The organism is Geobacillus sp. FSL K6-3411 (assembly GCF_037965715.1).
Classification (GTDB): domain Bacteria; phylum Bacillota; class Bacilli; order Bacillales; family Anoxybacillaceae; genus Geobacillus; species Geobacillus thermodenitrificans.
Genome location: NZ_CP150187.1, coordinates 2,224,443 through 2,245,000 on the forward strand (window position 1 = coordinate 2,224,443; position 20,558 = coordinate 2,245,000).

At 48.2% G+C, this 20,558-nt stretch carries 15 protein-coding genes, 4 tRNA genes, 1 rRNA gene, 1 pseudogene and 1 riboswitch (1 of these 22 only partly in view); of the genes and pseudogenes, 9 read left to right on the top strand and 12 right to left on the bottom strand.

The features are described from left to right. Complete coding sequence (locus tag NSQ22_RS11240) at nt 1-1,452, bottom strand: acyl-CoA reductase (protein ID WP_081157416.1); 1,452 nt, start codon at nt 1,450-1,452, stop codon at nt 1-3. After that, nucleotides 1,449-2,576, bottom strand: a complete 1,128-nt coding sequence (locus tag NSQ22_RS11245; RefSeq protein ID WP_198520159.1) for a long-chain fatty acid--CoA ligase — start codon at nt 2,574-2,576, stop codon at nt 1,449-1,451. The genes NSQ22_RS11240 and NSQ22_RS11245 overlap by 4 nt, the downstream gene beginning before the upstream one ends. A 29-nt stretch (nt 2,577-2,605) precedes the next feature. After that, a riboswitch (TPP riboswitch) is annotated at nt 2,606-2,715 on the bottom strand. A 702-nt stretch (nt 2,716-3,417) separates the two neighbouring features. Here NSQ22_RS11245 and NSQ22_RS11250 point away from each other — a divergent pair. From NSQ22_RS11250 to NSQ22_RS11260, 3 genes are all read left to right on the top strand, one after another. Next, nucleotides 3,418-4,695 (top strand): IS110 family transposase, encoded by a 1,278-nt coding sequence (locus NSQ22_RS11250; RefSeq protein ID WP_311089061.1) that lies wholly within the window; start codon nt 3,418-3,420, stop codon nt 4,693-4,695. Between the two features lie 534 nt (nt 4,696-5,229). Beyond that, nucleotides 5,230-5,937 (top strand): ABC transporter permease subunit, encoded by a 708-nt coding sequence (locus NSQ22_RS11255; protein WP_232724460.1) that lies wholly within the window; start codon nt 5,230-5,232, stop codon nt 5,935-5,937. Between the two features lies 1 nt (nt 5,938). After that, complete coding sequence (locus tag NSQ22_RS11260; RefSeq protein ID WP_339263482.1) at nt 5,939-6,829, top strand: ABC transporter permease subunit; 891 nt, start codon at nt 5,939-5,941, stop codon at nt 6,827-6,829. A gap of 188 nt (nt 6,830-7,017) precedes the next feature. Here the strand turns inward: NSQ22_RS11260 and NSQ22_RS11265 are convergent, their stop codons facing one another. After that, nucleotides 7,018-8,253: an IS256 family transposase gene (locus NSQ22_RS11265; protein WP_031406929.1), complete on the bottom strand. Its 1,236-nt coding sequence runs from the start codon at nt 8,251-8,253 to the stop codon at nt 7,018-7,020. 16 nt (nt 8,254-8,269) lie between these two features. Here NSQ22_RS11265 and NSQ22_RS11270 point away from each other — a divergent pair, with 16 nt between their 5' ends. After that, the gene (locus NSQ22_RS11270; RefSeq protein WP_339263484.1) at nt 8,270-8,512 is read left to right on the top strand and encodes a hypothetical protein; all 243 of its coding nucleotides are present in this window, start codon (nt 8,270-8,272) and stop codon (nt 8,510-8,512) included. A 122-nt stretch (nt 8,513-8,634) separates the two neighbouring features. Here NSQ22_RS11270 and NSQ22_RS11275 read toward each other — a convergent pair whose 3' ends face one another. After that, nucleotides 8,635-11,412: a tetratricopeptide repeat protein gene (locus tag NSQ22_RS11275; protein WP_081157623.1), complete on the bottom strand. Its 2,778-nt coding sequence runs from the start codon at nt 11,410-11,412 to the stop codon at nt 8,635-8,637. Between the two features lie 442 nt (nt 11,413-11,854). Between NSQ22_RS11275 and NSQ22_RS11280 the strand changes: the two are divergent. Next, nucleotides 11,855-12,013 (top strand): annotated as a pseudogene (locus tag NSQ22_RS11280) (IS982 family transposase); the annotation flags it as partial. A gap of 358 nt (nt 12,014-12,371) precedes the next feature. Next, nucleotides 12,372-12,929, top strand: coding sequence for a DUF6431 domain-containing protein (locus NSQ22_RS11285; RefSeq protein WP_190300663.1), 558 nt, complete (start codon nt 12,372-12,374; stop codon nt 12,927-12,929). A gap of 388 nt (nt 12,930-13,317) precedes the next feature. On the opposite strand, the gene NSQ22_RS11290 is transcribed toward NSQ22_RS11285, so the two are convergent. Next, nucleotides 13,318-14,754, bottom strand: coding sequence for a DDE-type integrase/transposase/recombinase (locus NSQ22_RS11290; RefSeq protein ID WP_081157677.1), 1,437 nt, complete (start codon nt 14,752-14,754; stop codon nt 13,318-13,320). A 169-nt stretch (nt 14,755-14,923) separates the two neighbouring features. Here NSQ22_RS11290 and NSQ22_RS11295 point away from each other — a divergent pair, with 169 nt between their 5' ends. Both NSQ22_RS11295 and NSQ22_RS11300 read left to right on the top strand, forming a co-directional pair. Further along, entirely contained in the window at nt 14,924-16,177 is a 1,254-nt protein-coding gene (locus NSQ22_RS11295; protein WP_021292743.1) for an IS481 family transposase, read from the top strand. Further along, nucleotides 16,170-16,970: an AAA family ATPase gene (locus NSQ22_RS11300; protein WP_011230382.1), complete on the top strand. Its 801-nt coding sequence runs from the start codon at nt 16,170-16,172 to the stop codon at nt 16,968-16,970. Before NSQ22_RS11295 ends, NSQ22_RS11300 begins: the two co-directional genes overlap by 8 nt. Nucleotides 16,971-17,167: 197 nt before the next feature. Here the strand turns inward: NSQ22_RS11300 and NSQ22_RS11305 are convergent, their stop codons facing one another. Then, a complete protein-coding gene (locus NSQ22_RS11305) occupies nt 17,168-17,503 on the bottom strand; it encodes a GNAT family N-acetyltransferase (protein WP_223812882.1) in 336 nt (111 codons plus the stop codon). A 494-nt stretch (nt 17,504-17,997) separates the two neighbouring features. On the opposite strand from NSQ22_RS11305, the gene NSQ22_RS11310 reads away from it, so the two are divergent. Further along, nucleotides 17,998-18,108 carry a YjcZ family sporulation protein gene (locus NSQ22_RS11310; RefSeq protein ID WP_078172638.1) on the top strand — a complete coding sequence of 37 codons (111 nt, stop codon included), beginning with the start codon at nt 17,998-18,000 and terminating at the stop codon, nt 18,106-18,108. Here the strand turns inward: NSQ22_RS11310 and NSQ22_RS11315 are convergent. The 6 genes from NSQ22_RS11315 to NSQ22_RS11340 form a co-directional block, all read right to left on the bottom strand. Beyond that, nucleotides 18,062-18,511, bottom strand: a complete 450-nt coding sequence (locus tag NSQ22_RS11315) for a hypothetical protein (protein ID WP_049756695.1) — start codon at nt 18,509-18,511, stop codon at nt 18,062-18,064. The two genes, NSQ22_RS11310 and NSQ22_RS11315, sit on opposite strands and share 47 nt — an antisense overlap. A gap of 842 nt (nt 18,512-19,353) precedes the next feature. Then, nucleotides 19,354-19,430: transfer RNA gene (locus NSQ22_RS11320), tRNA-Arg, on the bottom strand. A 22-nt stretch (nt 19,431-19,452) separates the two neighbouring features. After that, nucleotides 19,453-19,523 (bottom strand) — tRNA-Gly (locus NSQ22_RS11325). A gap of 103 nt (nt 19,524-19,626) precedes the next feature. Then, a tRNA-Arg gene (locus NSQ22_RS11330) sits at nt 19,627-19,700 on the bottom strand. 9 nt (nt 19,701-19,709) lie between these two features. Then, nucleotides 19,710-19,781, bottom strand: a tRNA-Gly gene (locus NSQ22_RS11335). 240 nt (nt 19,782-20,021) lie between these two features. After that, nucleotides 20,022-20,558, bottom strand: a 23S ribosomal RNA gene (locus NSQ22_RS11340); it runs 2,392 nt beyond the window's last position.

Here is a 20,558-nt window from a genome sequence, read left to right on the forward strand (position 1 = left end):
TTAATCGACATAAGGAGCGAACTGTTCCGCATACGCTTCAGCCGCCGATTCAATGTCGACCATTTGCACGAGATCGCGCAAATTAAAGCGCCCATCATGATGCCAGCCCGCTTCAGGAGAAGTCATATGCCCAAGCGCCGTAACGCGTGTGGCGCCTGCTTTTCCTAGCCACTCCGCCCACTCGAACAGCTCTTTTGGCGAGGCGGCCACTCCCACCGTCTGCAAAAACGCCCGATACGGGGCAATTTCTGAAATGATTTGTGAAATGTCATCAAAAGCGACGATTTTCACTACCCGGTTTAGACAACTCGCAGCAAACTCCCGGCGTTCCGGTTCATAAACGACCGTCCAATCCCCCGCTTCGTTTCCGAGCACTTCTTTTTCCTTGTTCACCAACACGTCCAGTTCTTCGCGCTGCCGCCAACTTGCTTGTGCCGCCATTTCCTCAAGGGAAAGAGGACGCCGCGGAAACCGTTTCGCAAAACAGTTCAGCTCGTGGGCGACATAGCGGGCAAACTCTTTTGGCGATACGATCCCCCCTGTTTGCACATAAAACAGATGCGGCGAATAACACCCTTGCTGGTCATAGCGTACAATATCGAACGCCGCCTGATGGGCGACATGCCACGCCTTGCGCGCATCAAGGCAGGAACGGGAAACAATGCCGAAACTCAGTTTATGCCCAAACGGCAAAAAGCGGGTCGTTACCGGGAGGCGGCGCTGCATCTCTTCGAGCGACGCGTTGCTTCCATAGCCGACAACGACGTCAGCTTGTCCAAACACCGCACGCTCCCTCTCGACATCTCCGCCTTTCCACCAAACAACAGCGAGGCAATCCGCCAACTTCGGTTCCACCTCTACTAACAAACGGGCAAACCACCCGGCAAATAACGGCTCGGCGCTCGACACTTTCCCGATGTTTCCCGACTTCACCAACAACCCGGAAATAAGGCTCCATAACGGCAGCGCCGGCACGTTTCCCGCCCAAACGTGAACGATGACGTCCGGACCGACCGCTTTGGAAAGGCCGCCTTTAGGCCGCGGTTGAAAATCATCAAGAAGCAGCGGATTTTCCAAGTCCTCAACAAGAAAGCGCTGCAGCTGCGGCTTACGGAACGTTTTGAAATACGAAGTCAACCCTAAACGAACCATTTCTTCATCATAGCCAGTCACAATCGGCAGCACTTGCTCCGCCTTTTGCCGGTATGGATGGCGGCGGTCTAACAGCTGTTCCATCACCCGGTCAAGCAAGTTGATGATCTCCGTCACCGAAAGCGATTTGAGAAACTGGGCGCTAGCCTGTTTCACTTTTTCGATGACTTTGTTTAACTGCTCGACCGTTAAAAGAGGAACTTCCACTTCGACTCTTTCGCCGTTTTTTTCAAACGTTAACACGCGCGTTTCGATCGGTTCATCCCCGATATGAGGAATATAGCCGGCATATTCTCTCATTCGGATGTCCCCTTCGCCGCACGAATGAATTCTTCGACCGCCATCGAGCAACCTTTTGCTTCCGCCCCTTGCACCCGGCCAAGCAACAAAAAGCCGCCGTCTGTTTCCACGCCCATATCTTCTGTCAAAATCGTTGTTACCGAGTTAAAGTTGCCGAGATCGCAATGAACGAGGACGCCGCGTTTCCCTTTTGGCATCTCTTCTCCGGTCAACGGGTGAATCACCCTTGTGCGAATCCAATGCGGTCCGGATTTCACCGATGGAACGGTCTCATTTCCGTCATCGTAAAATTGCGTGCTAAGCTCGGTCATTCCGTACATGTTGATGCACTCACGGCGCGGGACGCCAAGGTAAGCAGACAGCGTATCATAAAATTCGTCCAAATCCATTTCCCGGGACTGGTTTTTAAAGCCGCCCGTATCAAGAATCCGGCTTCCTTCCGGCAAGCGGAATGTTTTGCCGCGCTTTGCGAGCTCCTCAAATACATGAACGAAGCTAAACGAAGCGCCTAAAAGAGCGTACGGCTCACCTGATTGTTCCGCCTGTTCGAGCTCAGCAAGAAGCCGATCCATATTAAGGCCGTCGCGGTCGACAAGATAGTGGCTGTCTTCCGTGCCAAACACGTTGACGGCGAGGGCTAAATAATGAGCGAGTGAAGAGTTCGGCATATGCTCTTCTGTCGGGAAAAGAATTCCCATTTTGATTTTGTCACGCTCTTTCATGAACCGCTTTCGAAAATTGACGATCATCGAATGATCGTACACGCTTAACGTTGGATGATAATGTTTCCCGCGCACGCCTCTCGTCGTGCCGCTCGTCATAAACACGCGCTCAGCCTGTTCGGGGGAAACACAACTTAACGTTAATTCTTTAAAGGCGTTAATCGGTACAGCCGGAATATCCCGCCACGTTTTCACCGTTCTTGCCGTTTTTCCTTTTTGCATGCAATATGTACGATACGGGAGATTGTTTTCGTATTGATAAGCAAATAGCATGAGTGCATGCTCATTGAATTCTTCCTCTGTGGACGTTTCTTGATTGATAAACTGAAGCAAGCTTTCGATGATTTCTTGTTGAGTCACCTTCCCCGCCCCTTTCCACTTATCGCGCATTCCGATCCACATAAAAAAGCACTTTGCGCGCAGGCAAAGTGCTTGTCCATACTCTCTTTCCCTGCGCTGGCATTATCCAACAGGTTCAAACGGTCAACGGCGGATTAGCCGTACTCTCAGCCTGATTCCACAAGCTCCCGTAAACGTATTATCTTTTTACAATCAAAGTCTACTCTTTATAAAAAAAGAATGCAAGAAAAAAAGCGATGGAAGCATCCCCCTTCCTGTAAACGTCCAGCTAGCGTATAGCAAGGGACACCCGGGACGGATGAGCCAAATTTGCGGCACTACACAACCGTTGTCTTTCCCCCAGCTTACCCGTAGCAGTGAAACATTATGCTTCCTTCGTTGCTCGCTGCTTCTGGTCTGACTTTCGCTTGGCCGACAGGAGGGATGGAGGACATAAAAAATCGGCCGTTTTTTCAACAGTCTCTGTTTTTACTAAAAAACAAGATGATTACCCCCAAGTAAACTAGCGAAGTATGGTAAATAAATAAAATATTTGATAAACTGGGATCGCAAATAAAAATTCCTCCCTGGTTAATGTTTAGATCACGTTTACCATACAGGAAATTACGTTTTTGTACCACAATTCAAAAAAATCTGATTGTCAAGTCCATTTCGTGGCGAATATCTAGAAACATAGAGGTATCAGGATTAAAAATGAATAAATGTTTGTAGAAAATTAATAATACGCCATTTTTTTATTATGTTACAAAATTAATTTATTAGAAAGGAGCATTCCTGTTAGAAGTTTTTTCGGGGACTTGAATAAAAAAAGCCCTCTTGGTATGATTCGGGGGTGTCAATCGCACGAATTGACCCCTAATTTGGATACCAAGGAGGACTATACATGAATTCTATCTCAAACAAGAAGATTAATCAAGTCACCGATCAAACGCTGGTTGTTGGGATGGATATCGCAAAGAAAAAACATTATGCCTGCTTTGTGGATGAGCGAGGGAGGGTGTTAAAAAAGCCGTTTCCCGTTCTGCAATCGAGAGAAGGATTGGAATGGTTGTACCAGTGTATCGTAGAAGCCATGAAGGAATTTGGAAAAACCGAGGTGATCGTTGGCATCGAGCCAACGGGACATTATTGGCTGAATCTCGCCTATTTTCTTGATGAGAAAGGCATCCCTCTCGTCATGACAAACCCGATGCACGTGAAGCGATCGAAAGAGCTGGACGATAACCTTCCAACCAAGCATGATGCGAAAGATGCGCTCGTCATTGCCCGGTTAGTGAAAGACGGCCGATTCAGCTATCCGCGTATTCTGAAAGGGATGGAGGCGGAGCTGCGCGTTGGAGCGACATTTCGCTCCAAATTGGTGGAAGAACAGGGAGCAGTTCGAAATCAGATGATTCGCTGGCTCGATCGATATTTTCCAGAGTTTTCCCAAGTCTTCCCGTCATTTGGGAAAATGGCGCTCGCGGTGCTGGAATATACGCCATTTCCGAGTGATCTGGCAGGAAAAGAACTGGAAGAGGTGCTGGCCCTTTACCGGCAAAGTGAGGGATTACAATCGCCACAAAAACCGAAAGCGAAGAAGTTGATGGAATTGGCCCAACACTCCATTGGCGTAACGGAAGGACAACAGATGGCCCGTATCGAAATTGCCACGCTTGTCCGCCGGTACCGCCAACTGGAAGAAGAAATCGAGGCACTGACAGAGCAGCTGATCGAACTCGTACAGACATCGGTCGAGTACGAATGGTTGAAGACCGTTCCGGGCTTAGGCGATGCGACCATCGTAGAACTGTTATCAGAGATCGGGAGTTTCTCCCATTATCAGGATCCGCGGCAGCTTATCAAATTAGCGGGCCTGACGCTGCGGGAACATTCCTCCGGCCAACACAAAGGGCAAAAACGGATCTCGAAGCGTGGAAGAAGGCGGTTGCGCGCCCTCCTCTTCCGCGTGATGATGCCGATGATCCGCCACAACGAAGCGTTTCGGCAGCTGCACGAATATTACACGACACGTCCTGATAATCCGTTGCGGAAGAAGCAATCGATTGTGGTGTTATGCGGAAAATTATTGAAGGTATTGCACGCTGTATGTACGAAGCACCAAGCGTTCGATGCGAAGCGAATGATGCAGGACATCTTTGGCCTCGAAACGGCTGCTTGATGCCTATAGTCTCGATTCTCTAGACAACAAGGATGACACGGAGAAGCTGGCGCGATATCATCCATTCGACCTTGAGTCCCTAAAGGAGCTTAGCCGGCCTCTGCCTGATGACTAGACCGAACGAAGGAATGTAGGCACAAGGATGCCAAGAGACATGGGAGGGTTCGTCATCATCAGCGATGCAGAGATCCACGGTGCATCCCATACGCTTCCTCCACTACAACCAAATTTAACCAGTAGTGGCCGCGAAGCGTACCCAGTCAATGTAAGATATACACATATTTAAGAAATAATGTTAGAATCTTTGTCGAAAAATATTTTTTTGACACCCCTGAGACGGCTACAACCGTTGATATATCAACATTTATAGAGGGAGGAACATTATTGATAAGAATAATGAAATTCATTGCTGGAATAATACTAGAATGCTTATTGGCAATCCTAGGAGTAGTGATGGTCAGTGGTTTTCCCAGCTTATTTCATAATATTTCGATCAATGTAAAGGAATATGTAAAAACATTAGGATACATCATCATGAAGCTTATTCATCCACTAAGTATCGAATATGGAACGAATAGAAAAGTATTCCCACAAATTCTTATTCATTATCGGGAGTCGCTTCTATTATGCGGGTTGGCAATCGTGGTAGCACTAATATTAGCATGGGGAATAACGTATATCACGCTTCTTTTCTTCCGGAGCCATATGGAGCGAATCAAAATGATATTGGGTCTTTTTGAATCCTTGCCCGATCTGCTGATTATCGTGACCTTTCAGTTAATCGTAATTGTAATATTCAAAAAAACCGGCTGGCTCATCTTTCAGCTTGCTTCCGCAGGAGAGGAAAGAAGCCTTTTTTTGCCCACCACTTGTCTGAGTATTCCGATTTCTCTGTTGTTTGCAAAGTTTCTTTTGCAGCAATATGAAAACGAACTTCATAAGCCATATGTAGAATACGCTTTTTCAAAAGGGCTGTCTTTTTTCTATATTTTGAATCAACATGTGCTGCGGAACGTAGCGCCGGGATTGATTTATTATTCGAAAACAATGATTTGGTTTATGCTTTCGAACTTGATTATCATCGAGTATGTCTTTAACGTGAGCGGCATTACTGCTTTTTTGCTTGAATATCATACTCCGGAAGTGTTTGCGCTCGGGTTGTTATTATTATATATCCCTGTCTTTTTATTTTATAAAATCTCTTATTTATTTCTTCCACAGATGTGGAAAGGAGAGAAGTAGCTTGATTCGTATATTGATCCGGGACAAGTTATTTATGCTGGGGTTCCTTTTTATCAGCATATTGCTCTTATTAAGTTTGTTAAACAGCATAATTAATGATGGGAGCATTCGACAAGTTCCAATTCTTTTTGATAAAAATGGTAATGTTATCGGCACTCCTCCTTTTGCACCTTCTCTTCGTTTTCCGTTAGGGACCGATCGCAATGGATACGACATGCTTCATATGATGATTCAAGGCGCAAAATTTACTATAGGAATCGCTTTGCTTATCATGATGTTGCGCATGGCTTTGGCCATTATGATCGGGGGAACGTTAGGAGTATACTGCAAAAAATGGATTCCAAAACTAGAAAACTTTTTTGATAGTTTTACTGTCGTTCCGTTAACGTTAATCGCTTACTTTATTTTAGTCAATGTGCTATGGATGCCGAGCGACGGGTTTCCGCATCCTTTTTGGAAACGGGCCGTATTTGAAGTATTTGTTCTCACTGTTCTTGCTCTTCCAACGTTGTCATTTTATATTGCCAATGACATTCGGAGAGTGTATAGGGAAGAGTTTGTCCAAGCAGCTAAAATATTAGGCGGTTCCAAATGGCATATTTTCAAAGTGCATGTGCTTCCACATGTTTTGGAAAATTGGGTTCTGTTGTCTATTCAGCAATTCATTCAAGTATTAATGGTGTTAGCTCACCTAGGAGTGCTACAATTGTTTTTTGGAGGCACTTATGTCGACTATATGCAGATAGACCCTCCGAAAACGACTTCCTATGAATGGTCAGGACTTATTGGTGACAGCTATCAAGTAATAAGCATCACCCCTTGGATCCCACTTATACCAATTGTATTTTTTTCTTTAACAATTATATCAGGTCAAGTCCAAATTATTGTGTAAATTCCCCTTTGATAGACAACATGGACCTGATGACTTGACGTATGGTAGGTAAGACCGGAAAGTCTCCCTGCCGGTCGCCTTCCCGGACAAATGATCATGTTGTCAAGGAACAGGCGTGTCAAGGAGCTTTCGCGGCATATCCTCGCTTCGCTCCGGTATTCCACGTTCTCCTTGACACGGCGTAGAGGTTATCCCACTCTCTTGATCGCCGGAGCCTCCTGATTCACCGATCGGACTCCTTGCTCTTTCGTTTTCCGCCACTGCCAATATTCAGCCATATCCAAGTATTTGCGCCCTGACATCCATTTTTCATCGATTTCGATCAACACGGCACCAACGAGGCGATACACCGATTCCCGGTTCGGAAAGATGCGGATGACCCGTTCTCTGCGGCGAATTTCTTCGTTCAGCCGTTCCACTCCGTTGGTCGTGCGCAGGCGCCGCCGGTAACGGTCCGGATAGTCCAATACGGCGGTGGCGTCTTCGAATCCCTCTTCGAGGATTTGCATGGCTTTTGGGGCTTTTTCTTCCCATTTGGCCAGCACTTGTTCCAATAACAGCCGGGCCGTTTGCTTATTTGGAGCATGAAGAATCCCACGAATCTCCTCGAGCAAGGCATCCTGCATATACTTTGGTGCGGCATCGAGGATATTACGAATAAAATGTGTCTGGCATCGTTGCCATGTAGCGCCTTGGAAATGCTTTTCAATGGCTTGCACCAGCCCACCGTGCTGATCCGAGATGATCAAGTCCACTCCCCGGAGTCCCCGGTCTTTCAGCCATCCGAAGAACTCGCTCCAGCTGGACTCCGATTCACTGTTTCCGATTTGCAGGCCAAGAATTTCTCGATATCCTTCCTCATTCACTCCTGTAGCGATCAACACGGCTCTGGAGCGTACTCGTCCATCCTCCCGGACTTTCGTATAAATAGCATCTACTAGCACAAACGGATACACGTGTTCATGAAGGGAACGATAATTCCAGTCTTGGATAATCGGATCCAGTCCCTTGCACAGTGAGGAGACCGTGGACTTGGAAAACGAAGTGCCGCATAATTCCTCCGTGATTTGAGTGATTTTTCGGGTAGACACCCCGTTTACCACCATTTCCATTAGTGCCAGTACCAGTGCTTGTTCGCTCCGTTGATACCGTTGGAACAGTTCCGTAGAGAACTCCCCATCTCTTGTCCGTGGAACGCGCAAGGTCAACCGTCCCACCCGGGTCGTCAGCTGGCGTGGATACGAACCGTTTCGATAGCCTTTTCGTTCTTCCGTTCGTTCATAACGGCGAGCTCCCAGCTGTTCTTCTACTTGTGCCTCGAGGATTTGATTGAGGACTTGTTCCAATAGCTTAGCTAATCCCTCATCTCTGGTGAATAACCCGTGCAAAAGTTCATCATTTAGGGTAATATGATATTGAGCCATGGTTGCATTCCTCCTTATGTTTGGTGTTTTTGGTCCACTGTTTATTCTACCAAAGGGGAAGCAACATGGCTCTTTTTCTATTTCCCTTTTTACACAATTATATGGACTTAACTATTATATCATCTCAATTTATACTAAATGGTTTAAAAAGAGCATTCATATTGAAAAGAAGGGTAAAAAATTAAAAATAAATAATGAAGGTGAAAAATTCATAAGCTTGATTGTTGAATCTCTACGTTCGATTGGTAGTAGTACATAAGTGGTTTCTCCTATCAGTTGTTTTCTCAACGTATATCATAAAAAAAAAAAACGGTTTTGTCCCTCGACAAAATCGTTTTTCAACAGTCTGAGAAAAATCGGCCGATATCCGGCCGATTTTCCTTATACTTGAACCGCAGCAGAAGCCGCCTGCGTCAGCTGCTCGCATTGTCGCAAACGAATGCCAAAAAGAACAAGCGGATCGCGATAGGCTTCTGGATTTGTTCGCATCTGTTGTAATTCCTCTTCCTGAGCAACAATTTCGAGCTCCAATCGTTCTAACGTTTCGTTTAACACCGCCAACGGCGCTTGGAAAAATTGGGTGATGTCACGCTCAAGCGATTTGGCAAACCATTCAAACGGCAACAACAACTGCCCGGCGACCGTTTCCGCTACATCCGTGTAATCTTGCATTTGGATAAATTGCTTATACTTTTGCGCCAACATCACCTTATTTTGCGCGAAGGCCCCAAGCAGTTTGCCCGCTCCTTTCAACAGCAGCTGCCCCGGTGTCCGGCGAAGGAAAATGTTCAGCTTATCAATTTGCGCCCCGCTCGCAAGCCGATCAATATCGCGCCGCCAATCGGCAAGAATGCGGAAATCACATTCAAGCTTCAGCCGTTCTTCGCCAAACATGGCGTTAAACGCTTCGCCCATTTCATGCAAAAACGCCTGACATTCGTTGAATTCCTCATTTGTCGTGGCAATCCAATCTTCTATGGCACCATGTAATTTCGGCAGCACCTCTTCATCAATATAGGTGCGGAGCTGTTCGTTCACTTGATCATTCAGCTCGAGGTGAAGGCGGGCAAAGTCGCTGTCTTCGCGCACAAAGTCGGCCGCTTTGCGCAGCATGTCAGGAATCGCCGCTGACAAGTCCTTCCGCGTCTCTTCTAAAACCGTCCGGAACGCTTTCACTACTTTCCTTGTTTTCTCTTCTTGCTGATCGCCAAGTTGATGGATCGCCCCGTTCAGCTTGGCGGCCATTTCTTTTTTCCAGACGATCGACTCTGCCAACCGGCTTTCCGCCTCAGCCCGCTGCCGGAACAAATGGGCAATAAACTGGTGAATCGTCGCCAAAATCGCTTCTTCCCGACGCACGGAAGACCGATGATGGCGCACTTCTCCAAGCAAGTCAGCGAGCGCTTGTTGCTGCTTGCGGCTTGGCGCGTGCGGTGAATAGACGAGCACGTTCGCCCTCGGGACGATGGTGCGAATATGCGCTTCGATTTCTCGAGCAATCCGTAGCTCCTCCTGCTCATCGATCATCCCGTCGCTCGGAGGCAATAAAAAGTGAATCGGCACGCGCGGTGCTCGTTCACAAAGCTGCAGCACGAGCTGTTCATCCACGCTGGAAAACGGATCATCACCGTTCAGAAGGAAAAGAATGCTATCGGCGAGCGGGAATGAAACGAGCGCCTCATGATGAGAAGAGACGCGTCCGCCAAGCGGGCCGATGTCCAAAAAGGCTACTTCTTGCGGTACAAGCGAAAGCGGCGCCGTGCACTCAATGACTGCATCATCAGGAAAACGGACGGCCCGCCCTCCTAATGCTTGTTGAAACTCATCAATGCTTGCAAAAACAGTAAACTGTTCATCACTAATTTTCGCCACTTCGGTCTCGTCGCCGTTTTTCCAAACAAGCACTGGAGCCGATGGCGCCACTAATGCCGCTTCGCCAACTACCGTGCGCAAAAATGCCAAGCGTTCATTTCGCGACGCTCCAGCGACAAGAACGCGATGCGTCCGCAGATCGGAAAGCTGCCGTACGAGCCAGCGGAAGCGAAAATGCGAGCCCGCCCGCTGCGTCTCTGCCCAATCAGCCATTTCCTCAAATAACGCCACTCCTGCTTCTTCTGATTGCCGATCCGCACAGACAAACTGTTTAGCGGCGTTCTTCACCATTTCGTCACTAAAGCCTTCCGGAAATTTTTCACTCCATGCTATCAAGGCAGCCGCGGCCTCCGCCATTCCCTGACCGTCAGCCAAATTCACCCAGCTTTTTAAGAGCGGCGGCACGACTTCAACGAGTTCTTTCAACCGATACGGCCCTTTCATTAACCCGTCATACGCCTCAGCCAAAAGGGATGGAATTCTCTTCCACTCATAATCTCGGCCAATTGCCAGCTCATCGTAAAGGGAACTCCACTCTGCCAACCATGAAAAATAAACATCACTATCTTTATAACCGTTCCATAACGCCTGCACCAATCGTTCAAACTTCACCCGATCGGTTTCATACAACAGCGCTAAACACCGTGAAAAGCGCGCAGGTGCCATCATCCGCGCATGCCCCTGCTCAACGTAGCCAGTCAAAGTGTCCGCCCAATGGCGCGCCGACGTCCGCACCGCTTCCCCTAAAGCGAGCTCGATGGCACTTTCCCAATCGCCTTGTTCTTCAAAAAAGGCGCGGGCCCATTCAGTCATATTCGGGTAGTCAGGGGAAAGCGCCACGCCGCGCTTAATCATTTCATCCGCTTTTTCTCTTTCACCCAACTCGCGGTAGAGTGAAAATAGACGCAAAATGATTTCCGCCTGAAGCGTCTCGCTTTCTGCCTCAATCGAGCGGTACAGCTCTTCGGCGAGCTGAAACTGTCCGAGCTCATAGTAGCTGTCCGCAATGTTTTTTTGCGCCCACGGACGCAAATCGTTATGAACGTTTTCCCATTTGAAAATGGCGGTCTCATAATCACGACGGTGGAAGTACACTTCCCCTTGCGCAAAGCGAATGGACGACAAATCGGTTCCGTCCCGATACGCGGTGAAGAAAATGTCGCCAAGCGCGCTGACAATATCGTGCTCTCCTCCATCAATTAACGTTTCATAAAATGTCTTATGAACGAGTTGTTGTTCAAACCCCATGTCGATCACCTGATTCATGTATTTGCCATGCATGTTCATTGTATGGCGGATTCCGCTATTTTATTTCTATCTTGTATATTTTAACAAACTTTCGCCGCCATGAACGTTTCAATTTGTTTTCATTTTAAAGACAAGATACAGCTGTTTTCATCGCCGATCGTTCCGGATTTCCCTATCCTTGGCAAACTGTTGTCATCTCCTTCATCAAAAATGAAAACTCTCTATCACTCTATCGAGGAATTCAATATTTGGATAGAGCATTTGCTTTCGCGCAGTTTTGCGCACTTGTTCCGATGTAGGTGGCGTCCTGGTGGGGTCATAACCCCATCATAAAATTATTGATATTTTATACGTAAGAATTATCCAAAGGATAGGAGTTGACACTCCACACGGCTAACACCGTAGAATTCTTGTGGTTTGAACAGCGCCTAAGCTCAGGAATGTGTCATCCCCCCATCCCCATCGGTTAGCGTGCACCTCAATGATTTTGTGCTTTGTATCAGCTTAACGATCGAGTATCCAGACTTATCTTCCACGTTGAAATCTTCATTTGCTGAAACTTCATGTCCTTGGAAAATTGTTCGGCTTCACTTCCAAACGGGCTCGGCTCCGGTTTGTAATCGGATTTTTATTTCCTAAGACTTCTTTGGTTGTTCTTATTCCATTGAAGCTCTCGTTCCCGAAAGAAACATTACTCATTATAATGCTTTCTCCATATCGAGCATCGGGGAGAAGCCAAGCCGTTCATAGATTCTCCGGCCCTCTGAACTTGCCCATAGCCGAGCCCTTCTTGCGCCTCGCTCTTTTAGCCAAGAACAGACTTCTTCCACCAATTGGGAAGCCAAGTGTAAATTATCACTTTATTTCGGAACAAAAGAGCCATTTTTTTGCACATTCCTTCAGAAAGCCCTCTCCCCTTTTCTGAAAGAATGTGCTAAATTTTTTGTGAATTATTTCGGAAGAGAAAATCCATCGGTTCATAGGAGGGGGAGGAGGACGTGATTCAATTTCATGACTTTGACATTGACGTCCAAACGTATGCAGAGCGTGGAAAAGAAAACGACTTCCCTCTTCTGAAAAAGTGTCCGCATTGCCGGGCCAAGCGCCCGTTGCACCGCCACGGTTACTATGAGCGAAACGCATTGACCCCACATGGTGATTATCGCATTTGGATTGTCCGGTATCGCTGTCGGGAATGCTTGAAGACGGTGAGTGTGCTGCCTTCCTTTCTCCTCCCGTATTTTCAGTATACGTTGTCCGCCATATGGCAAGTCGTGAAAGAGCAGTTGGGATTGACCGAGGGGACGAACCGGGCTCCGTTTCTCCCGACAAAGGACGGCATCATCTTTTATGTCCGGCGGTTCTGCCGAAACCTATCAAGCCTTCACAGCTTTTTTGCGAGGCGGTGGAGGATCATAGGCCCTATCGTGAAAAAAGAAAAGGAACGGGCTTCCTGGTGGATCCGGACGTTGGAGAAACACGGTCTCTATTCGGTCATCAGAGACATGTGGGAGGACGGATTCCGACACCCTTTTGCGAATCAAATGGGATCCTGATTTTACATACATATCCTAAATTGGAAATAGTTGAGGTTCCCACAAACCTTTCCTATCGACGGAGAAAAAGCGATCCGGTACGATAAGGGCAGACGGACCGGAACGGTCCTGATTCCAAGTGAGAGGTAGCGTCAAAAGTTTTATGAAAACTCCACATCCGCCATCCCATGGAGCATCGTAAGGCATCCTTGGAGCCGGATTCGCCCTTGACCAACACCCGCCAAAGGTGTGAAAGGGACGTCAAGGGCGACGGGGACAAAAAAGAGGGCATAGGAAAGCCGCCCTTGCCCTTACCGAATTTTACCTTTGACGAGGTTCGGTTGGTCAAGGGTTCGCTTCGCCGAATCCGGCTGTTCTTCTGATCCATGGGCTCCGGCGGACAAAAAAGTTAGGCTGCCTCTTGTTGGAGGAAATCTTGAGCCATGGCGATCAGCTTCGTCCACCGGGCCGGCATATGGGGCAGATCGGCGAGCTCCGGGATGACGACAGGAACCCGGCCTTCGAGTGCACCGTGCGGGCGCAGGAAGTTGAAATACGCCACAAACAGCGTGACAAAGGAGACCGATCCTTCTTCCGCGCCAAATCCGTGAGTCGGCCGATAGTTGCCTTTAAACGTCCGGTTGAATCGCTCGATGATTTGTTTGAGCGCGCGGAACTCTTCGGACACCGGATCCTCATTGGTCAGTCCGATCACTTGGCGGACGTCAAACGGAATCCCGTGCTGGGCAAAAAAGTGCTGCGCCAGCAGGTAAATGGGATTGCCGTCGACGACGAACGACAAATCGTCCGGGATGGACGACAGCTTTCGCAGGACGTCATCGATGGCCCGGATGGCCGACAACGCATCCCGGTGGGGCGAGACGCGATACGACAACACCACTTTTTTCACGGCATCAAACATAAAAAACAGGTAATGCCAGCGTCCTTTCACGCGAATATACGTCTCATCCCCACAGAACGAGCCGGACAGCTCGTACGGGAACTGGTCGACAAATGGCTGAATCATGAGCGCGACGCTATTGGCGTAGTTGAGTACCGTCTGATGGGAGATCGACACGCCATGCACATCCTTCATGATTCCGGCTGTCTGTCTGGAGGACATCCCATAGTTAACGTAGTACGTCAACACGAGTCCGAGGGTGTGCGACGACACCGCCAGACGAGACAAATCGACCTTTGGCTTTTTCGGCGACGATGGGGCCAATGGTTGAAAGTCAAACAAAAACTCACGGAACAGATACCGCACCTTGAAGGCTTGAGGGTTCTGCTGGAACCGTTGGCGTTCTTTTTGGCTCATCCGGCGAAGGTTCTTTTGGTAAAACGGGCAGTCGTTGTTCTTGCATTTGTAGATGTAGTAGTCCTTGCGTTCTTTGATTTTCTCAAGCGTTTGGAAGCAGTGCGGGCAACGAAAGACCGCTTGCTTTTTGAACCGATTTCGATGGTTGAACCGGCATTGGCACACTTTGCATTGGTACTGCCCTTTTCCGCCGTTGTTGGTGTACAGGTAGGATGACGGCGCCTGGCAACGGGGACACGTCAACGAATCCGGAACACGGTGTTTAGCGTTGTCCCGGCGTTGGATCGGCGGCAACGGACGGCCGTGCCGGGCTTCGTAGTCGGCTAAAAGCTGCCGGTAGTCGAGTGTTTCTGGGACATCGATGATGGGAAGGTCATCGACTTGAAGTTTTCGGTACGGTTTTCGAACCGGTTCGTCCATGTCTTTGCGGCTTAAGGATTTTCCTAATAAGGCACCAATTAAATAGACAATGATTTGATGTTGGGACTTGATTATTTCGAGCAAATAGGCTAATAATTGAGGTAACAAGCTTGTCACTCCTTTGTTTTGGGTGTTGGGTGTGGGGTTACCTCAATGATGGCCTAAAACAACGGGGGTGGCAAGCTTTTTTTATTCTCACCGTTGAAACTCAATGAAAAACAGTGAGTGTGGAGGATAAACTTTTGACAATACCAAGTGAGACAAGGAGGAGATTCGAATGGATGAGTCGATGAGACACGACATTGCCCTGTTTCGGTACGGGCTAATCGCTCCGTTGGTGAATGGGCAGGTGGAACCGAAGACGTATCTGAAAGAGGTGAGCGAGCGAGTGCACCATGTTCCCCACCAGGGCGACAAACGAATCGCAGCCAAGACGATCCTCGATTGGTGCACCCGATACAAAAAAGGGGGCTTTGACGCCTTAAAGCCGAAGCGCCGTTCGGACCGCGGCCACTCAAGGCGTCTGTCGCCCGATGATGAGGATCATATTTTAGCCCTAAGAAAAGAACATCCCACCATGCCCGTGACGGTGTTCTACGAACACCTGATCGAGCAGGGGGAAATCCCAGAAAATCATACCTCTTACTTTACTATATACCGATTGTTGAAAAAACACAACCTTGTCGGGAAAGAAATCTTGCCCATGCCGGAGCGAAAGCGCTTTGCGTATGACCAGATCAATGAGCTTTGGCAAGGGGACTTATCCCATGGACCAACGATTCGAGTCAATGGGAAAGCCCAGAAAACGTTTTTGATCGCCTATATCGATGACTGCTCGCGGTTTGTGCCGTACGCGCAGTTTTTCCCTTCGGAGAAGTTTGACGGGCTGCGGATCGTCACGAAGGAAGCGGTGCTTCGTTGCGGGAAGCCGAAGCGCATTTACTCGGACAACGGGAAAATTTATCGATCCGAGGTGCTGCAGTATGCGTGCGCCGAGATGGGAATTACGCTCATCCACACCCAGCCGTATGACCCGCAAAGCAAAGGGAAAATCGAACGGTTCTTCCGCACCGTACAGACGCGGTTTTATCCGCTGCTGGAGTTGGATCCCCCGAAGTCGCTCGAAGAGCTGAACGAGCGCTTTTGGAGGTGGCTTGAAGAGGAGTATCATCGAAAACCGCACGCCTCGCTGGACGGAAAAACGCCGCATGAGGTGTTTCAATCGCAAGTGCATCTCGTGTCGTTCATCGAAGATAGCGATTGGCTGGATGCGATTTTTCTGAAGCGGGAGCACCGCAAGGTCAAAGCCGATGGAACGATCACCTTGAACAAGCAGCTGTATGAAGTGCCGCCCCGGTTCATTGGGCAATCGATTGAACTCCGCTATGACGAACGGGGCGTCTATGTGTACGAAGATGGAAGGAAGGTGGCGGAGGCCGTTCGGGTTCGTTTGGAGGACAACGCCTATGTAAAACGCCATCGGTCCCCGTTTGCGGCGATTCCGGCGAAGGAGGGAGAACACGGTGTATAAATCGTTTTACTCCCTTTCGCGGGAGCCGTTTGCGAAAGAAACAGACCCGTCCGAGGCGTATCAAGGGGCGCCGTTTCAGGAAGCGTTGCGGGCGCTGGAGTACGTGAAACGAACCCGGGGGATCGGGCTGTTAATCGGAGAGCCAGGGGCGGGCAAGACGTTCGCCCTTCGGGCGCTGAAAGAGTCATTGAATCCATCATTGTATCATGTCGTCTACTTTCCGTTATCCACCGGAGGCGTGATGGATTTTTACCGTGGTTTGGCCTTGGGATTAGGAGAGGAACCGAAGTACCGCAAGGTAGACCTCTTCCGCCAAATCCAGCAGGCGATCGAGCGATTGTATCATGAACGGCGGATCACGCCGGTGTTCATTTTGGACGAGATGCATTTAGCGAAGGATGCATTTTTACAGGACATCGCGATCTTGTTCAACTTTGAGATGGATTCGACCAACCCATTTGTCTTGATTTTGGCCGGGCTGCCCCATTTACAGGGGAAGCTGCGGCTCAATCAGCACCGCCCTCTCGACCAGCGGATCATCATGCGATACCGGATGGGGCCGCTGGAGAAGGAAGAGGTGGCGGGCTACATCAAGCATCGGATGAAACAGGCCGGGGCGAAGCACCCGATCTTCACCCCATCGGCGTTAGAGGCGATTGCCCTGCAGTCGCGGGGATGGCCTCGGGTGATCAACACGTTGGCCACGACGTGCCTGTTATACGGGTATCAGCTGAAAAAGGACGCCATTGACGAAGAAGTGGTGCGCATGGCCGCAGAGGAAATGGGGTATTAGCATGAAAGGGGCCGAATCGGCCTCTTTTGTGCTTTTTCTTTTCCATCGGTCCATCAGGCGCGCTGGAAATCTTCATCTGAAAGAGCGTGCAAACGTTCCGAAAGAATGTGCAAAATCCGGAACAATCCGCAAAAATTTTGCACATTATTTCCGAATCCGCCTGAAATAATTTGAAAAAGGGATTCTGAAATAATGTGCTAGTTTACAGCCAAGCCTTTTTTTCGATGATGGGGAATTGTATAAACACTAATTACCCAACCAAAAGGAGTTGGTTCTTCACTTAGAGGGGTGGCATACTCCATCCTAATCAGTCCCCCTGCACATGCCACAATGTTTCCTTGCTCATCAACCGCCACCCGGAATCTTAAATTGTTCTCCTCTCTCTCCTTAAGAAATAAGTTTCTCACTTCGTTCACACGTTCACTGTTTGGTATAGGTATGCCATCCTTTTCCCCCATCTCACATGCCATGTGAAACCAATATTCCGCAAGTAACGGGAGCTCATTTTTTGTTGCCCATCTTGTTATATACATCACCTATCCCACCTGTATATTCTTCATTTTACTTAGCTATTGATATTCCATCTTGTTTCTTGTAATCCTCCTTTTTCAACCAAGCGAATCTGTTCGTTGCAATAGAAAAATGAAAAAGCTCAAAATGCCGAGACATTTTGAGCTTTTCGTTTATACTGTCTTCTATAGATGCTTCGTGTTTTATCAGTAACTTTTACAAATAAAGGAAGTAAAGGTGAAATAACAATGTGTATGTAGAACACCACTTGGTGCAGGTTCTGTTACGTCAACAAATTGATGGCTATGGCCCACGTCAAAAGAAGTAACTCCGGAGAACTGGTTGCCTGCTAAACAAAAGGAAAAAGCACCAAAAATCATTCGTACATCGCTTCTCCCGTTCCAACAAAATGCTGAACGTATTCATCATTTTTTCATTACCTAGGCTGCTTGTCTTATACGGGTTGGCTATGTTTCACATAGGATGTACTATCTTGTTAAATCGGGGGGGATACAAAATGTCAGGTGGCTTTGGCTTAAGGTCAAACTTTGCTTTAATTGTTGTGCTGTTTATCCTTTTAATTATTGTTGGATGTAGTTGTTTCTTTGGTGGCTTTGGTGGCTACTAATCTCTAGAATCCACTTAAAAGTTTTATAGGGCGGATCATTATAGATCCGTCCTTTTTCATCTGCATCCACTTCTCGAAACTCCGTGAACCAGTGTAACGGGAAGCAGCCACCCAACCTTTTTAACTCCTTATCGTAATAAAAGTACGCATGTGTTTTTTTCGGCTGTAAATCATCCATCCCTAGCGCAACATGTTTGTATCCACGTTTCCTCCAAACGAGCTTTGTATTGTAGCCTTTTGAATTGTCCAATACAGGGATAGAGCTTGGTGGCACGAGAGAGCATGTTTGCGTCACGCGTGGTAAGATTTCGTCTGAAACCGTCAACATAGGCATGCGATATTTTTCAAGTGCTGCCTCCACAGCCTTGATCTTCTCCCCGTCCACATCTCGTAAGAATGACATCTGTTTTTTTGTTTCACCATCAAGACCCTTATATGGTATAATATGGATATAACCCCTATTTCTCGGTCGGGGGAAATCCCGGTCTTTTTCGATTTCACGTCTCATTATGCATCAAAATAAGCTGTTATTCCCGGTATACATCCACAGCTCTTTTGCATATTTTTTACATAACAATGAGGGGAAGGATGATAAAATGGCCTTTATTGAAATCTTCGGATGGTGGTTGTCAATAATCTTGAGCATAAGTTTTTTTATCTCCCTGCTATTGCTTCTTAAAGAGCCCAATGAGGAAGATGCCCCCTCAGATCAGTAATGGATGTCTTTCAATGATCCAATTTCTCTTGTTTCTCCGGCCCGAATGGTTTAATTTCGGGCCTTACAATTTTTTGTACACTTAAGAGCCTGTATCATCCCGTGGCATGCACTTCTTACCTTGAATCTATATCCTCGAATCGCGCCTTTGCATGAACTCCCTCCCATAGAAATCGGGATTCACCAAAAATGAAAAAATGACCGTAAATGCGGTCATTTCAAGGTTTTCGACAATTTTAATCCGAATAAATCATTTATAAATGGAGTCCCGAGACCAATCGCTTAGAGCTGGTACCCCCTCCTCTACTAGCTAATTCAAAGAAGCCAAGTGCGTCGGGACAACTCGTAGCAAGCTCTAGGATATGTTACACATTACTCTATCCAACTGAGCCCTCTCGATTTCCTTAGCCTTGACAGGTTGTTCTTATGTTCTTTACCAAAAATAAAAACTCTCCATCGTCACACGAGAAATCGTGCCTCTGACAAAGAGTTTGCTTTAGCGCAGTTTTGCGCATTTCTTCATATGTAGATGGCGTCCCAGGAGAGATTCGAACTCCCGACCGACGGCTTAGAAGGCCGCTGCTCTATCCAACTGAGCTACTGGGACATAAGAATTGTGAAATAAGAAAAGCGGGTGATGGGAATCGAACCCACGACTTCAGCTTGGGAAGCTGAGGTTTTACCATTAAACTACACCCGCATGATTGATTAAATTATCCATACAGCCGGGATAAACAGTTGCAATAAAAAATATAATCATTAATATCTTTTTTGTCAATATCTTTTTTATAAAATTGGTTGAACGCGCTCGAGAGGATTCGAACCCCTAACCTTCTGATCCGTAGTCAGATGCTCTATCCAATTGAGCTACGAGCGCATGATAGAAAGCGGAAGACGGGACTCGAACCCGCGACCCCCACCTTGGCAAGGTGGTGTTCTACCACTGAACTACTTCCGCATTATAAAGGAAGTTCATTCCTTCAAAACTAGATAACCGTTTGGTGGGAAGAAGCCTCCGCTTTTCGTACTGTCTAGCTCCGGCCGCCATCGGCTCGCGACGCTTCGGTTCTGCTGTGGCGGCGACACATTGCATACGCTCCTGTGGCACCACCCACGCAGAACCAAGCTTTGCTTGGTTCGAGCCTCCTCGCAGGCCCTCCAGCGCGTCTCGCCGATAGGCGGGCGGCCTCCGCTTTTCTAGGTTAAGCCCTCGATCGATTAGTATCCGTCAGCTCCACGTGTCGCCACGCTTCCACCTCGGACCTATCAACCTCGTCATCTTCGAGGGATCTTACTCGCTTAACGCGATGGGAAATCTCATCTTGAGGGGGGCTTCACGCTTAGATGCTTTCAGCGCTTATCCCTTCCGCACATAGCTACCCAGCGGTGCCCCTGGCGGGACAACTGGTACACCAGCGGTGCGTCCATCCCGGTCCTCTCGTACTAAGGACAGCTCCTCTCAAATTTCCTACGCCCACGACGGATAGGGACCGAACTGTCTCACGACGTTCTGAACCCAGCTCGCGTACCGCTTTAATGGGCGAACAGCCCAACCCTTGGGACCGACTACAGCCCCAGGATGCGATGAGCCGACATCGAGGTGCCAAACCTCCCCGTCGATGTGGACTCTTGGGGGAGATCAGCCTGTTATCCCCGGGGTAGCTTTTATCCGTTGAGCGATGGCCCTTCCATGCGGAACCACCGGATCACTAAGCCCGACTTTCGTCCCTGCTCG

Coding starts and splice junctions, on each gene's coding strand:
- NSQ22_RS11240 (WP_081157416.1), bottom strand. CDS start 1,452: ATGAGAGAATATGCCGGCTATATTCCTCATATCGGGGATGAACCGATC.
- NSQ22_RS11245 (WP_198520159.1), bottom strand. CDS start 2,576: ATGTGGATCGGAATGCGCGATAAGTGGAAAGGGGCGGGGAAGGTGACT.
- NSQ22_RS11250 (WP_311089061.1), top strand. CDS start 3,418: ATGAATTCTATCTCAAACAAGAAGATTAATCAAGTCACCGATCAAACG.
- NSQ22_RS11255 (WP_232724460.1), top strand. CDS start 5,230: ATGAAGCTTATTCATCCACTAAGTATCGAATATGGAACGAATAGAAAA.
- NSQ22_RS11265 (WP_031406929.1), bottom strand. CDS start 8,253: ATGGCTCAATATCATATTACCCTAAATGATGAACTTTTGCACGGGTTA.
- NSQ22_RS11270 (WP_339263484.1), top strand. CDS start 8,270: ATGTTTGGTGTTTTTGGTCCACTGTTTATTCTACCAAAGGGGAAGCAA.
- NSQ22_RS11275 (WP_081157623.1), bottom strand. CDS start 11,412: ATGAACATGCATGGCAAATACATGAATCAGGTGATCGACATGGGGTTT.
- NSQ22_RS11295 (WP_021292743.1), top strand. CDS start 14,924: ATGGATGAGTCGATGAGACACGACATTGCCCTGTTTCGGTACGGGCTA.
- NSQ22_RS11305 (WP_223812882.1), bottom strand. CDS start 17,503: ATGTATATAACAAGATGGGCAACAAAAAATGAGCTCCCGTTACTTGCG.
- NSQ22_RS11310 (WP_078172638.1), top strand. CDS start 17,998: ATGTCAGGTGGCTTTGGCTTAAGGTCAAACTTTGCTTTAATTGTTGTG.
- NSQ22_RS11315 (WP_049756695.1), bottom strand. CDS start 18,511: ATGTCATTCTTACGAGATGTGGACGGGGAGAAGATCAAGGCTGTGGAG.